The organism is Undibacterium sp. Ji22W (genome assembly GCF_049340305.1).
In the GTDB taxonomy this organism is placed as follows: Bacteria; Pseudomonadota; Gammaproteobacteria; order Burkholderiales; family Burkholderiaceae_D; genus Undibacterium.
Window position 1 is genome coordinate 987752 of sequence record NZ_JBMPOU010000001.1, and the last position, 13967, is coordinate 1001718.

Sequence of the window (13967 nt, forward strand, 5' to 3'; positions counted from 1 at the left end):
TTTTTTGTTAATCCGTTAGACGACAGCTTTTAAAAATACTTAAGGCCTGATTTGAACAATTTTTTAGCTTCTTTTTGTTCGATCTGATGTGAAACTTTGTTTGTAAAATGCTAAAAAGTCGGCAATTTCTGTTCTCGATGCGCAAGTAGTGCGCCCGTGATGTTGTTCAACTTGTGTCGTGAATTGTGAATTTAGAGATTAACTGGTAAAAGATAGCTAGACTTTGATGGCTAACCCATAAACGAAAGAGTATGCGATGAGTAAATCTGGTTTTGATCCAAAAGTAGTCTTGCGTGAAGCTCAAGCCTGCATAAAAGCGGGCAAATTAGAAGAAGCTAAACAAGTCGCTTTAAGGGTGATTCAACGCTTCCCTTTAAATGAAGAGGCCCATCTATTGTTGTCCAAAGTTTATTTTAATTGCGACCAAGATGAAGATGCGATTGCGCATTTGCAGAAGGCGTTTTCTATTTCGCACAAGATGGTGATTGATTCAAAGGCGTATTACACTATTTTGAATCGTTTCGTAACGCGAAAATCATATGCACTCTTAGAGCAGGCTAGTCGCTGGTTGGTCAACTTGCGACCCAAAGATGGGATCGCCTGGGATTACTTATCAATTGCATGCTTAGAGCAACAGAAGTTTGAAGCCGCGTACGACGCAGCTTTGCATGCTGAGAAAATCTTGCCGAACAATCCACATGTGTTGAATAATCTTGCGTGCTCATTAACTTCTCTCGAGCGTTGTGCCGAGTCTTTGGAAATTTTGCAACGCACAGTTGCTATAGCACCAGAAATGGCAACCGCCTACAATAATCTGGGGAATGCATATCGTTTCTTAGGCAGATATGAAGAAGCAATCGAGAGTTTTTCTAGGGCGATTCAGTTAGCCCCAGGGATGGCCTATTTATACAATAATTTAGGATTGACTTATCGGTCTTTGGATCGATGCGAATCGGCGATAGAGGTTTATCATCAGGCATTACAGATCCAGCCTGATTTGCATCAGGTTTACCCTAATTTAATTGAGGCTTATAGACATGCTGGACAAATCCAGCAAGCGATCGACTGTAGCAACAGCGCAATTCAATTAAATGACAAAATTCCAGAAATTTGGGCGGCTTATGGTGATGCGTTAAGAGATGGTGGATATCTTGATGCTGCAATTGAGGCCTATATTCAAGCTGTTTCTTTTAGAACAGATGAACATTCGACCTTCAATCGAAAAGTTTACACCAACGTCTTATTTTGCTTGAACTACCACCCTGATTTGTCTGCGGAAGTCATTTTCAATGCATATAGAGAGTTTGATCAGCGGTTTGCCATACAGTTCAGAGATAAATGGCAGGCATTTACCAACGATAAAGTACCAGGAAAACGCCTCAAAATAGGGTATGTCTGTCAATCTTTTTATAATCAAGTTTGCAAATACTTTTTGATTCCGTTGCTAGAAAAGCATGATCGAAGCCAGGTGGAAATCTTTGCTTATGCACAAATTCCATTTGAAGACGAGGTGACAGAGCATTATAAAAAACTCGTCGATCATTGGATACCTATTCGTAGTATGACGGATGATCAAGCTGTAGAGCGCATTCGTGCTGATGGCATCGATATCCTGATTGATGTGTCAGGACATACCAACTCAAACCGTTTGATGATTTTCGCGCAAAAGCCTGCGCCTGTTTCTTTGCATTGGTTGGAGTATGGTTACACCACTGGCTTAAGTGCGGTTGATTACTTTATGACAGACAGTCCAAGTGTCACCGACGATTGCGATCATTTGTTTTCTGAAAAAATTTGGCGTTTAGATGGTCCTGCGTATGTGTACCGACCCGATACGCGTCTAGCGATATTGAATGATTCGCCTGCTAGTCAAACCGGCATTGTGACATTCGGCAGCCTATCGAGAACTACTAGGATTAATCATCGTGTCGTACGAATTTGGGCAGCGATTTTAGATGCGATGCCAAATTCACGTTTGGTGATTAATAGTGGTGACTTCAAAGACCCTTTAGTGCAGGAAGAAATGGCATCGCGCTTTATGCAGTATGGGATTGAGCGTTCACGCTTGGATATCGGGTTTAGTTCGCCGTCATGGGAAGTCTTAAAGCGTATCGATATTGGTCTGGATTGTTTCCCGCATAATTCTGGGACAACATTGTTGGAAACTTTGTATATGGGCATTCCATTCGTTACCTTGCAGGACCGACCACCAGTCGGACGTATTGGTTCCAGCGTATTAGTGGGCATGGGACGTCCTGAGTGGATTGCTACGAGTGAAGAGGAATACGCACAAAAGGCGATCATTCTGGCTCATGACGTTGACGGGCTGATACGAATGCGTAAAACCATGCGCCAAGAAATGGAGGCATCAATGTTAATGAACGAAGATGCATTTGCGCGGTCTGTAGAAAAAGCCTATCGTCAAATGTGGCAACTCTATTGTGAGAAAGGTGCAGCATGAAAGCAGTGATCTTAGCAGGTGGATTAGGAACGCGCATTTCCGAAGAGACGCATTTAAAGCCTAAGCCTATGATTGATATTGGTGGGCATCCCATTCTATGGCACATCATGAAAACCTACTCCGCACATGGGGTAAATGATTTCGTGATTTGTTGCGGCTATAAAGGCTATTTGATCAAAGAATATTTCGCGAATTATTTCTTGCACATGTCCGATGTTACCTTTGATATGAAAACCAATCAGGTTGAAGTCCATGAACATCATGCTGAGCCATGGCGCGTCACATTGGTCGATACCGGTGACGACACCATGACGGGTGGGCGCTTAAAGCGGGTGGCAAAGTATCTAAAAGACGAGGAAGCGTTTTGCTTTACCTACGGTGATGGTTTGTCGGATGTGAATATCACTGAGCAATTGGCATTTCATAAACAGCATGGGAAATTGGCGACCGTAACCGCCGTATTGCCGCCTGGACGGTTTGGCGCGTTGGAGCGTGATGGTGATTTCGTCAAAGGATTTATCGAAAAGCCGCGTGGAGATGGTGGATGGATTAATGGTGGATTTTTTGTTTTGTCGCCTAAGGTTATCGATTTAATCGCTGAGGATGCGACCAGTTGGGAATCTGAGCCATTGGCAAGTTTGGCAAGCAGTCAGGAGCTGATGGCCTTCGAACATGCCGGCTTTTGGCAGCCTATGGATACGCTGCGCGAGAAAAATATGCTGGAAGACTTATGGCAAAGTGGGAGAGCACCTTGGAAATGCTGGTGAATGCTGCGTTGGTCAATCCAGATCCGCATTTCTGGCGCGGACGTCGTGTCGCGCTGACTGGTCATACTGGCTTCAAAGGCAGTTGGATGGCAATACTATTAGCGCATTTAGGTGCGCAGGTGCATGGCTACGCCTTGGCACCTACCACGACGCCGGATTTGTTTACTAGTGCGAAAGTGGCTGAGCTTATTGATAGCGAGATCGGTGACGTACGTGATGTTGCGGCATTGAACGCATGGTTAAAAAGAGTACAACCTGAAATTGTTTTTCATTTCGCAGCACAAGCTTTAGTCAGGCAAAGTTATGTTGACCCCGTTGAGACGATGACGAGTAATTTTGTTGGCACTTTGAATTTATTAGAAGCTGCCAGGACGCAAACCTCTATCAAATCGATGGTGATCGTAACCACTGATAAAGTGTATAAGAATAATGAGACAGGGCATTCGTATCGAGAGAGCGATCATTTGGGTGGACATGATCCATACAGTGCTAGTAAGGCCGCATCCGAGATTTTGGTTGGTAGCTATAGACAATGCTTTTTGCAGCACATTGGCGTTGCGACTGCGAGAGCTGGCAATGTAATCGGTGGTGGCGATTGGTCCGCTGATCGTTTAATTCCGGACGCAGTTCGTGCCTGGAAGAGCAATCAAACTTTAGATATTCGTCGACCCGATGCAGTCCGGCCATGGCAGCATGTCTTAGAGCCCTTGTGCGCCTATTTGATTTTGGCGCAAAGGATGTGTGGGCAGACTGAGCTCGGGCAAGCTTACAATTTTGGACCCGATGCCGCCGATGCAGTGAGTGTGCGCGAAGTTATTGAACATGCGCAAAAGGCGTTTGGATATGGTGCTACCGATTTTGCCGAGTTGATTGAAGGGCCACATGAGGCAAACTTGTTACACCTAAACACGGCTCTGGCACAAACTCAACTAGGGATACGTCCGCGCTGGCAACTTGCACAGGCTATTAATAAAAGCATGCAATGGTATAAAGCCTACTTAGATGGCGCCGATGCACTTGCCTTGTGTGAAGCAGATATAGAATCCTATTTAGCCACAGCATAGGGATCATTTAACTGCTTCAAAGAAATAACCATTTTTTTGAAGCTAGCAGTGAAATTAGATTGTAGTCAGATTGGTTGAAGCAAAGGGAATTCATGTGAGCATGAGTAGCGGATTACAGAGTCAGGCAACCTCCATTCAAGGCTTGTACATGATCGAGCGTGTTCAGCGTGGTGACGAGCGCGGTTTTTTTGAACGCCTATTTTGTGCCGAAACGATGTTGAGCTTGGGTTGGGAAAATGGTATCGCTCAAGTGAATCATAGCTTCACAGCACAGAAAGGTGCGGTGCGGGGTTTGCATTATCAACTGCCACCGTTTGCAGAAAGTAAGCTAGTGTCGTGTTTTCGCGGTGCAGTATGGGATGTCGTGGTCGATTTGCGACACGGATCGCCGAGCTTCTTACAGCATGTTACGATCGAATTGTCGGAACAAAATCATCGCAGCGTATTAATACCACCGGGGTGTGCACACGGATTTCAAACTCTCAGCGAAAACGTTGATATGTTTTATTGCCATAGTGCGGTTTATGCGCCACTGAACGAAGCAGGCTTGAACATTTTAGATCCGCGCTTGCAGTTAGTCTGGCCAATAACGATCGCGCAAAGATCCGAACGCGATCTTGCTTTTGCTTTTCTTACAGAAGATTTTGAAGGAGTCAAACTTTGAAATGTCGTCATTGCTCAAGTCAGCTTGATGTGGCCTGTTTGGATTTAGGCACTGCGCCGCCTTCCAACTCGTATTTAACACCAGCGCAATTGTCCTTACCAGAATCTTATTTTCCATTGCGTTTGTTATTGTGCGAATCGTGTTTTTTGGTACAGACAGAGGATTTTGCACAACGAGAATTATTGTTCACGGAAGACTACGCTTACTTCAGTTCTTATTCCAGTTCCTGGTTGGCGCATGCCAAAGCCTATGTGCTGGCAACGCAAGAACGTTTTTCATTGACCGCGGATAGCTTAGTCGTAGAAATCGCGGCTAACGACGGTTATCTTTTGCAGTATGTGCAAGCGCAAGGAATTCCATGCTATGGGATTGAGCCAACGACTAGCACTGCGGCAGTGGCGAAGCAGCGCGGCATAGAAATTGTTGAAGAGTTTTTCGGTGAAGCATTGGGCAATCATTTACGCGAGCAAGGAAAACAAGCTGATTTGATCGCCGCAAATAATGTGTTGGCGCATGTACCTGATATCAACGATTTTGTACGTGGGTTTGCATGTTTATTAAAGCCAACTGGCGTTGCGACTTTTGAATTTCCACATTTATTGAACATGGTGCAGTTGAATCAATTTGATACGGCTTATCATGAACATTATTCCTACTTGTCTTTGACGGCGGTGAAAAAAATATTTGAGTCGAATGGTTTGCATGTATTCGATGTGGAGCAGTTAAGTACACATGGTGGTAGCTTGCGTGTCTATGCACAAAACGGTTCGCATCATGCGATTTCTGAGCGTGTCGCAGATTGTCTTGAGCAAGAGCGCTTGGCCGGTATGTTAGGTCGAGATTTTTACCTTAATTTTCAAAACAATGCTGAGCGTGCGAAATACGCTTTGCTTGAACAATTAATTCAGTTCAAGCGCGATGGATTATCAGTTGCTGCATATGGCGCAGCAGCAAAAGGCAATACGCTTTTAAATTTTGCAGGCATACGTAACGATTTGATGCAATTTGTTGTCGATAAAAATCCACAGAAGCAAAATAAATATCTGCCTGGTAGTCGCGTGCCTATTGTTGATATTGAATACTTGAAGCAACAGCGCCCAGATCGAATTATTATTTTTCCGTGGAATTTGGAACAGGAAATCACGCAAGAATTATCTTTTGTACGCGAATGGGGCGCACAGTTTGTGATTGCCATTCCGCAATTGAGAATATTTTGAAGGGTAGTAAAAGATATCTATTGGGGAGTAGTCGCCTTGATTGAAATTCATCCACTTGCTAAGGTTTCTAAACTTGCCGATATCGAAGATTCGATACGTGGCACTCGTATCGTGATTGCTGCGCACGCTAGCCTGGATAGTTTTGTAAAAATAAAACCTGCTGGGGGAAGTGGAGATCTAACCGTAGGTGAGAGAACTGTAATTAATTCCGGTTGCGTTTTATATACCGGGAATGGAATTCAAATAGGAAATGATGTCGCGATTGCAGCCAATTGCACGTTCGCGCCTGTGAATCATGCGTATAAAGACAAATCACGTCGGATTAATCAGCAAGGATTTTTGCCTAGTCGTGGTGGTATTGTGATTGAGGATGATGTTTGGATAGGTGCGAATGTGGTGATTCTTGACGGTGCGATTTTGCGCACAGGCTGTGTGATCGGCGCCGGCTCTTTAGTTCGCGGTGAAATTCCTGCATACTCAATTCAGGCTGGCAATCCACTAAAACATCTGGGGTGGCGTGAATGAGTTTGAAGCCGCTAGCAACATTGATTGGTGGGCATGGATTCGTCGGACGTCATTTGGATGCACATTTACGCGCTGAAGGATGGGTTTGCGATGTGATTTCAAGAACAGATTTAACGATTCCTAAAAGGCACGTGGGGCATATTTTTTATTGCGCTGGTCTGACGGCTGATTTTCGTGAACGTCCATTTGATACTGTAGAAGCGCACGTTAGCTATTTGGCGCAATGGCTGAAGTTGGGTGAGTTTGATTCATTGACTTATTTGTCAAGCACACGTGTTTACGCAAATGCGGCATCAACTTCTGAAAATACAACTTTATTGGTCAATCCTGAAGTCGCCGGTGATCTTTATAATCTCTCTAAATTGATGGGGGAAAGCTTGTGTTTGCAGAGTGGACGTTCAGTTCGCATCGCGCGTCTGTCCAACGTCTATGGTTTGCAGATGCCGGAGCAAAATTTTTTGGCAGAAATATTGAATGCCGCAGCACGACATAAACATGTGCGATTTCGTAGCGCGCCAGAATCTGAAAAAGATTATATTTCTGTGCATGATGTCGTCACAGCTTTACCTCACATAGCATTAGATGGTGGCAATGGCATTTTTAACTTGGCTTCAGGTGTGAATGTTTCGAATCAAATGATCGCCGATTTTTTGACAAATACCAGTGTGGTTTGTGAATTTGAGTCGAATGCACCGTCAATTAAATTTCCGCGTATTGATACGCAAAAAATAAAAGCAAAATTTGGTAGTAGAACTTGTGATTTGGTGCGTGATTTGCCAAGTCTTCTTCAACATTATGGTGAGACATTATGAATCCAATACAGCAATTCGAAAAAGAACGAGAAGCACGTGTAGAGGCTTTGGCACAAGATGTCGAATTTCAAAAACAATCGAGAGATTGGTTGGAGCAAAGCATGCGTCGCCAATACGTCTACAATTTTTCGTGGTTAGGTAGACCGATTATTCAAAATCCTATTGATATGATGGCGATGCAAGAATTGATTTGGACCGTGCAGCCTGATGTCATCATCGAGACAGGCATTGCGCATGGGGGATCGATTATTTATTCCGCTTCCCTATTAGAATTGAATGCTGCCTGCGGCGGTAATCCTGAGGCTTTCGTGATTGGTATTGATATCGACATTCGTGAGCACAATCGCGAAGCGATCTTGCAGCATCCTATGTCAAAGCGCATTACGATGTTGCAGGGATCTAGCGTGGCAGATGACATCGTTGCGAAAGTGCATGAGCTGGTCAAAGATAAAAAGAAAGTGTTGGTCTTTTTGGATTCAAATCACACTCACGAACACGTGCTGGCAGAATTGAATGCCTACGCAGGTTTGGTCAGCAAAGATAGCTATTGTGTCGTGTTTGATACCTTTGTTGAGGACGTACCCGCTGATGTATTTGATAACCGCCCGTGGAGTCCAGGTAATAGTCCGAAGACGGCTGTGCATAAATATTTGGAATCCCATTCGGAGTTTGTAATTGATGCCAATATGCACCACAAGTTACAGATTACGGTTGCACCGGATGGTTTTTTGAAGCGTATCAACTAAGGCCCAATAAAAATGGTCCCCAGACCGGGGCGCAGAAAAAAGCGGCAATGATGCCGCTTTTCGTTTGGCCCGTCTTTTGCTTGTTGTGAGTTTCGATGTGCCCTAATAGGTTTGAACTTACTTCGCCACAGTTACCCGATTTTTTCCAGATTTTTTCGCTTCGTACATCGCCTTATCTGCGCGTTTAACAACGGAATCCTGCGCTTCGTGTGGTGCACGTAGCGCAACGCCAGCGCTAAACGTAATGAATAAGCGTTGATCATTGGCTGTAAAAAAATGCGTGGTAAGTTCACGTTGTACGCGGGTCATTGCACGCGCAGCCTCTTCAAGGCTTGTTTCTGGCATGACGATCAGAAATTCTTCTCCACCATAACGAGCGATCACGTCGATTGATCTTAGGGTTTGTTTGACGATTCGGACGACATGAATCAGAGCCTCGTCACCCGCTGCATGGCCATGCGTATCATTCAATTTTTTGAAATTATCGAGATCTAACATGGCTGCGCACATCGGGTTGCCGCGACGATCCGCACGATCGGCTTCACGCTCAAATACATCATCCAAACCGCGTCGGTTTAGACTTCCGGTAAGTTGATCCTCTCTGACCAACTCGCTCATTTGCGCGAGTTTATCTTCCAATTCTTTGATTCTGACTTCCGCTTCTTTGACTTCCTTCTGTGCCGCCAACATGATTTGCTGTGATCGACTTGCCTCACTTTGTATGGTCTGTGTTTCGTTCAGGATACCGTGAATAATATCTTCTACTTCATGCAAATCACGAGTATTGCTAATCTTTTGTGAGTATTGATCAATTTTTTCTTGGTAAATGGAGGTTGAATTGGTCATAACATCGAGGCGATCAATGAAGGTCGCCATCATATTTTTGACCGAGGTTTTCGATTTAGCAAGACTGTGCTTGAGTACACCTTGTTTATAGATCACATCTTTTAGGCTACGAGTTGCTTCTTGCAGCGCGCGATGGTCGATGGGCCCAGCGATCAGGTTCTGTACGACTTCAATTTGTCCACGTAGCCAATTGTCATCATCAAGTAATTCACGCACATTTTCTAGTAATAATGCGAAGAGCCGGAGTAACAGCTCCTGTTGTTCTGCTGTGTCGCCGCTCTTTAATTCAATCTGAAAGCACAGCTGCTTGAGGCGCGCACCAATGTGATTAAGTTCGGATTCGCTCCCTGCTACTTTAATTGCCTGGCTAATTGAACCTGATTCCTCCGCCAATTGCGGCGTAGTTTTGAGTAACGATGTCAGTGCCATACTTAAGGTTCTAAAAAGGAGATCTCTTAGTATGGATTCTTTTTGATTTGGGGCGCCATCGTCGTCGACTAAGGAGATCTTTTTTGGTGGCGGTGCTGCCGAAAGCGGTAACGGATCGACAAGACTACTAAGGTTTATGGTACTTGGTTTTGCAATTACTTTCTCCGCAAGTTCGCTGAGAGCCTTTGCGTATTCACTCCAATTTTTTGACGCTAATGCTCGTCCAAAACGATGTCCGAAACTTGCCAAGTCACCGCTTGATTTTTGTAGGGATTTGGCAAAATCACTTAATAGATTTTCTGCTTCAGAGGATGTCGGATTTGGAACCTGTACTTTTGAAACGTCCGTCTTGGAAGAAGGATCTTCGACATCTCCGGAAATCTCTACGTAGATTTTTCGGTACGCTTCAGGTGTTGGCGCGATACGCTCCAATGCAAGTCGTTTGAAGGTTTCACGGGCGATATCGGTAGGGGACTTCGGAGCTGTCGTGTTTTGCTTGTCGGACATGATGCGCTTTCAGCAAAAATCAATGAAATTGTTGCGGTAGATGGCACATGGCTTTCTTGTTTGTATGCGACAACGCCATGCTTTCAATCTTATTCTACCAGTTCATTCTTAATTGCATAATGTGTTAATTCTGCGTTGTGGCGCAATTTCATCTTCAATAAAATTCTTGAGCGATATTCGCTGATTGTCTTAACCGATAAGGATAATTCTTTTGCAATATCACTCACACTTTTGCCTGATGCAATCATAATCATCGTTTGATATTCTCGGTCTGATAAGGTCTTATGCGGCTCATTTGCATGCTCGTGATTCAAATTGTTAGCCATTTCCTGTGCAAGCTCAGGTGTGATGAATTTTAAGCCAGACGCGACCTGTTTGATCGCATGGAGTAGTTCTGCTTCCGTTGCATGTTTGTTGAGAAAGCCAGCTGCACCGGCTTTCAATGCACGGATTGCATATTGATCCTCGCGATGAGATGAAAATACAATGACAGCAATCTCTGGAAATTCGCGTTTTATCTGTTTTAAAATGTCGATACCATTGCGATCGTTGAGAGCGATCTCTATCAAAATCATGCTGACTTCAATTTGGCGCGCAATTTTTAAAGCTTCTTGACCGCTGTTGGCTTCCGCTACGACTTGGATACTGTTTGTATGTCGTATGAAATGTTGTATTCCCGCACGCACTACAGGGTGATTGTCTACAAGGAGTAATTTGATGCGGGCTTCTTCTGTCATGCCAGGTCTTTCTGACTTTTTAAATCAAGTGTTAGCTTATACGATGACGTGCTTGGTGCGAGTCATTATTGCATGATGCACATAGGAAATAAAGTATCTTGCGATGCGAATGCGTAATTTTCTGTAATGCGAATGACGCGATTTTTTTTGCGCATTGATTGCGGATATTTTCGTATCGGTGATTTAGTTGCGGGACATCCTCAAGCGAAGCGGTGAAGAGAGTAAAATCAGTGACTATTTTGAATTTGATGTGGATGTGAGTAAAAGATGAGTAAAGCGTTTGTCAAAGAGACTGATCAAGATGATGAAGAGGAATTTGGCGCCCCTCCAATTCCACCCGGTGTGAAGAATTATTTGACGCCAGAAGGGCATCATCGAATGAAGACGGAGCTGCTCAACTTGATTGATAACGAACGCCCTGAAGTGGTGAAAATAGTGTCATGGGCAGCATCGAATGGTGATCGTTCTGAAAATGGTGATTATATTTATGGAAAGCGCCGATTGCGAGAAATTGATAGGCGTATTCGTTTCCTAACGAAGCGCCTAGATTTGGCAGAAATCGTTGATCCGAGCGTACATCATGGATCCGATCAAGTCTTTTTTGGAGCGACTGCGACGTATGAAAATCAAAATGGAGAGGTCACAACAATTCGAATCGTCGGCGTCGATGAATTTGATCCCCTAAATGGCAAGATCAGTTGGATATCACCGGTTGCTCGTGCGCTCACCAAAGCTAGAGTAGGTGATGCAGTAACTCTAAGAACGCCGCACGGTACGGATGAATTGGTGATTCTTGAAGTCCATTATCCTGCGAAGAATTAACTGATTTACTTTAACCGTAGACTAAGAGTTAGAGGCGTATTCTCGACGAATTTTGCTGACACCGTTTAAGTGTTTTACATTGCGAATGATGCGCGCTAAATGAATTCGATCATCAATTTGTATCGTGAAGTGTAATTTCGTCATATCTTTTGATTCGCCATCTTCCATATTGACGTGAATAATGTTTGCGTCTGCCTCGCCAATTTCAGCAGCGATACGTGCCAGAGCACCGCGTTCATTATTGACCAGCACAGAAATACGGCAATCGAAGCGGCGATTCAGATCATCACCCCAAGTCACATCAATCCAACGATCTGGTTCTTTCACCTGCATACGTTTGGCATTTTTACAGTCGCTGCTGTGAACGACCAAACCTTGATCGCGTTTGAGTTGACCAACGATATTGTCACCAGGAATTGGGAGGCAGCAAGGTGATAATTGAACCGATACACCTTCGCTACCATAAATAATAACAGGATCTGGCTTGCTCAATTTTTCGTCGCCGATATGCTGGAACGGAATCGATGGTGAATCATTTTCGACCAGATCCAGAATATGGCGAGCTACCAACGCAGCCATGCGTTTACCGATACCGATGTCGGTGTGTAACTCTTCTAAGGTGTTGGCACTTGATTCATTGAGCAATTTATCAACTAGAGTGTCTGGCAATTCAGGATTTAAATGCAAGGAAACTAAGGCCTGCGCCAGCAATTGTTTGCCCAACTCCGTCGACTCGTTCAAATTAATCGTGCGAAGATAGTGGCGAATTGCAGAACGTGCTTTGCCTGTTCGAACGTAGGTTAACCAGTTTGGGGTCGGACGCGAGTTAGGCGAAGTGATGATTTCAATAATGTCGCCATTTTTCAATTCTGTCCGTAGCGGCACCGGCTCGTTATTGATGCGAGTCGCGATCGCCTGGTCACCAATATCGGTGTGAATATTGTAGGCAAAATCTAAGGCTGTTGCGCCGCGCGGAAGGGCAAATATTTTTGATTTCGGCGTGAATACGTAAACTGAATCCGGAAATAAATCAATTTTGACATGCTCTAAAAATTCAGCAGAGTCACCTGTTTGCTTTTGAATATCGAGCAGAGATTGTAGCCATGCATGCGTACGCTGTTGCAAGTCGGTCAGGCTGGCATCTTCATTTTTATAAAGCCAATGCGCAGCAACACCCGACTCAGCTACTCTATGCATTTCGGTTGTGCGAATCTGGAATTCAACTGGGGTACCATAAGGACCAATTAAAGTTGTGTGTAAAGACTGGTAACCATTTGATTTCGGAATGGCAATATAGTCTTTAAACTTACCAGGCATCGGTTTGTATAAAGCATGTAAAACGCCAAGTGCATAATAACTATTTTGGAAGTTATCAACCACCACGCGAAATCCATAGATATCTAAAACTTGTGAGAAGCTCAACTGCTTATCTCGCATCTTGCAGTAGATCCCGTATAGGGTTTTTTCCCTGCCATCTACTTGCGACTGCAAACCTGCTTCCGCTAATGTGGTTTTCACCGCAGCCATAATCTTATTGACGACTTCACGACGATTGCCACGAGCTGCTTTGATCGCTTTTGCCAAGGTGCGATAACGCATGGGATAAATATGCGCGAACGATAAATCTTGCAATTCGCGATAAATATTGTTGAGTCCTAACCGATGCGCGATGGGAACATACACTTCCATTGTTTCACTGGCAATTCGTCGCTGTTTTTCTGGTGACATTACCCCTAGTGTTCGCATATTGTGTAAGCGATCTGCTAGTTTCACCAAAATGACCCGCACATCGCGCGCCATAGCCAGTAGCATTTTTCTGAAATTTTCAGCCTGTGCTTCGATGTGGCTTTGGAATTCGATCTTTTCTAACTTGGATAAACCGTCCACCAAGGCCGCGACTGGCGCACCAAAGCGTTCAATTAGTTCGTCTTTTTTGACGTCCTGGTCTTCCATCACATCATGCAACAAGGCGGCCATAATGGCTTGTACATCAAGCTTCCATTCTGCACAAATTTCTGCGACTGCGATGGGATGCGAAATATAAGGTTCGCCGGATTTGCGAACCTGGCCTAAGTGCATTTCGTCAGAAAAACGATAGGCTTCTTTGACCTGCTTAAGATCGGCGGGGGAGAGATATTCTGCAAGTCTGGTAGTGAGACCCGTAATCGAGGCAACGGATGCGTTCTGGACGGGTAAGACTGGAGAGTGATTGTTGATTCGAGTCTTCTTACTGTTTTGTGGCGCGCTACTATCAGCCACAATTGAAACTGTTACCGCGGCTTGCGTTGGAACGGCACTGGATAATTTGTCGTCTTGCAAATTCATAACTGATTATCCCTAGCCGTTTCACGTTAGCCGCGCAATTCGTAA

At 44.4% G+C, this 13967-nt stretch carries 12 protein-coding genes; 9 read left to right on the forward strand and 3 right to left on the reverse strand.

What is annotated here, in order from left to right; genetic code table 11:
- Window positions 1-256: 256 nt before the first annotated feature.
- The 8 genes from ACO0KW_RS04115 to ACO0KW_RS04150 all read left to right on the forward strand — a co-directional run bounded on the left by ACO0KW_RS04115 (window position 257) and on the right by ACO0KW_RS04150 (window position 8256).
- Window positions 257-2461: a tetratricopeptide repeat protein gene (locus tag ACO0KW_RS04115; RefSeq protein ID WP_423050914.1), complete on the forward strand. Its 2205-nt coding sequence runs from the start codon at window positions 257-259 to the stop codon at window positions 2459-2461.
- On the forward strand, window positions 2458-3228 hold the full coding sequence (rfbF, locus tag ACO0KW_RS04120; RefSeq protein WP_423050916.1) for a glucose-1-phosphate cytidylyltransferase: 771 nt from the start codon (window positions 2458-2460) through the stop codon (window positions 3226-3228). The genes ACO0KW_RS04115 and rfbF overlap by 4 nt, the downstream gene beginning before the upstream one ends.
- Window positions 3192-4292 carry a CDP-glucose 4,6-dehydratase gene (gene rfbG / locus ACO0KW_RS04125; RefSeq protein ID WP_423050918.1) on the forward strand — a complete coding sequence of 367 codons (1101 nt, stop codon included), beginning with the start codon at window positions 3192-3194 and terminating at the stop codon, window positions 4290-4292. The genes rfbF and rfbG overlap by 37 nt, the downstream gene beginning before the upstream one ends.
- Window positions 4293-4392: 100 nt before the next feature.
- Window positions 4393-4956, forward strand: coding sequence for a dTDP-4-dehydrorhamnose 3,5-epimerase family protein (locus tag ACO0KW_RS04130; protein ID WP_423050920.1), 564 nt, complete (start codon window positions 4393-4395; stop codon window positions 4954-4956).
- Window positions 4953-6173 carry a methyltransferase domain-containing protein gene (locus ACO0KW_RS04135; RefSeq protein WP_423050922.1) on the forward strand — a complete coding sequence of 407 codons (1221 nt, stop codon included), beginning with the start codon at window positions 4953-4955 and terminating at the stop codon, window positions 6171-6173. Before ACO0KW_RS04130 ends, ACO0KW_RS04135 begins: the two co-directional genes overlap by 4 nt.
- A 36-nt stretch (window positions 6174-6209) precedes the next feature.
- Window positions 6210-6698 (forward strand): acyltransferase, encoded by a 489-nt coding sequence (locus ACO0KW_RS04140; protein WP_423050924.1) that lies wholly within the window; start codon window positions 6210-6212, stop codon window positions 6696-6698.
- Window positions 6695-7510: an NAD-dependent epimerase/dehydratase family protein gene (locus tag ACO0KW_RS04145; protein WP_423050926.1), complete on the forward strand. Its 816-nt coding sequence runs from the start codon at window positions 6695-6697 to the stop codon at window positions 7508-7510. The genes ACO0KW_RS04140 and ACO0KW_RS04145 overlap by 4 nt, the downstream gene beginning before the upstream one ends.
- Entirely contained in the window at window positions 7507-8256 is a 750-nt protein-coding gene (locus ACO0KW_RS04150; protein WP_423050928.1) for a cephalosporin hydroxylase family protein, read from the forward strand. The genes ACO0KW_RS04145 and ACO0KW_RS04150 overlap by 4 nt, the downstream gene beginning before the upstream one ends.
- A gap of 117 nt (window positions 8257-8373) precedes the next feature.
- On the opposite strand, the gene ACO0KW_RS04155 is transcribed toward ACO0KW_RS04150, so the two are convergent.
- Together ACO0KW_RS04155 and ACO0KW_RS04160 are read right to left on the reverse strand one after the other, a co-directional pair.
- Window positions 8374-10038 carry a GGDEF domain-containing protein gene (locus tag ACO0KW_RS04155; RefSeq protein WP_423050930.1) on the reverse strand — a complete coding sequence of 555 codons (1665 nt, stop codon included), beginning with the start codon at window positions 10036-10038 and terminating at the stop codon, window positions 8374-8376.
- An 89-nt stretch (window positions 10039-10127) separates the two neighbouring features.
- Window positions 10128-10775 carry a response regulator gene (locus ACO0KW_RS04160; protein WP_423050932.1) on the reverse strand — a complete coding sequence of 216 codons (648 nt, stop codon included), beginning with the start codon at window positions 10773-10775 and terminating at the stop codon, window positions 10128-10130.
- 267 nt (window positions 10776-11042) lie between these two features.
- Between ACO0KW_RS04160 and greB the strand changes: the two genes are divergently transcribed.
- Window positions 11043-11597 carry a transcription elongation factor GreB gene (gene greB / locus ACO0KW_RS04165; RefSeq protein ID WP_423050934.1) on the forward strand — a complete coding sequence of 185 codons (555 nt, stop codon included), beginning with the start codon at window positions 11043-11045 and terminating at the stop codon, window positions 11595-11597.
- 21 nt (window positions 11598-11618) lie between these two features.
- On the opposite strand, the gene ACO0KW_RS04170 is transcribed toward greB, so the two are convergent.
- The gene (locus ACO0KW_RS04170) at window positions 11619-13922 is read right to left on the reverse strand and encodes a RelA/SpoT family protein (RefSeq protein ID WP_423050936.1); all 2304 of its coding nucleotides are present in this window, start codon (window positions 13920-13922) and stop codon (window positions 11619-11621) included.
- Window positions 13923-13967: the final 45 nt, after the last annotated feature.

Coding starts and splice junctions, on each gene's coding strand:
- ACO0KW_RS04115 (WP_423050914.1), top strand. CDS start 257: ATGAGTAAATCTGGTTTTGATCCAAAAGTAGTCTTGCGTGAAGCTCAA.
- rfbF (WP_423050916.1), top strand. CDS start 2,458: ATGAAAGCAGTGATCTTAGCAGGTGGATTAGGAACGCGCATTTCCGAA.
- rfbG (WP_423050918.1), top strand. CDS start 3,192: ATGGCAAAGTGGGAGAGCACCTTGGAAATGCTGGTGAATGCTGCGTTG.
- ACO0KW_RS04130 (WP_423050920.1), top strand. CDS start 4,393: ATGAGTAGCGGATTACAGAGTCAGGCAACCTCCATTCAAGGCTTGTAC.
- ACO0KW_RS04145 (WP_423050926.1), top strand. CDS start 6,695: ATGAGTTTGAAGCCGCTAGCAACATTGATTGGTGGGCATGGATTCGTC.
- ACO0KW_RS04150 (WP_423050928.1), top strand. CDS start 7,507: ATGAATCCAATACAGCAATTCGAAAAAGAACGAGAAGCACGTGTAGAG.
- ACO0KW_RS04155 (WP_423050930.1), bottom strand. CDS start 10,038: ATGTCCGACAAGCAAAACACGACAGCTCCGAAGTCCCCTACCGATATC.
- ACO0KW_RS04160 (WP_423050932.1), bottom strand. CDS start 10,775: ATGACAGAAGAAGCCCGCATCAAATTACTCCTTGTAGACAATCACCCT.
- greB (WP_423050934.1), top strand. CDS start 11,043: ATGAGTAAAGCGTTTGTCAAAGAGACTGATCAAGATGATGAAGAGGAA.
- ACO0KW_RS04170 (WP_423050936.1), bottom strand. CDS start 13,922: ATGAATTTGCAAGACGACAAATTATCCAGTGCCGTTCCAACGCAAGCC.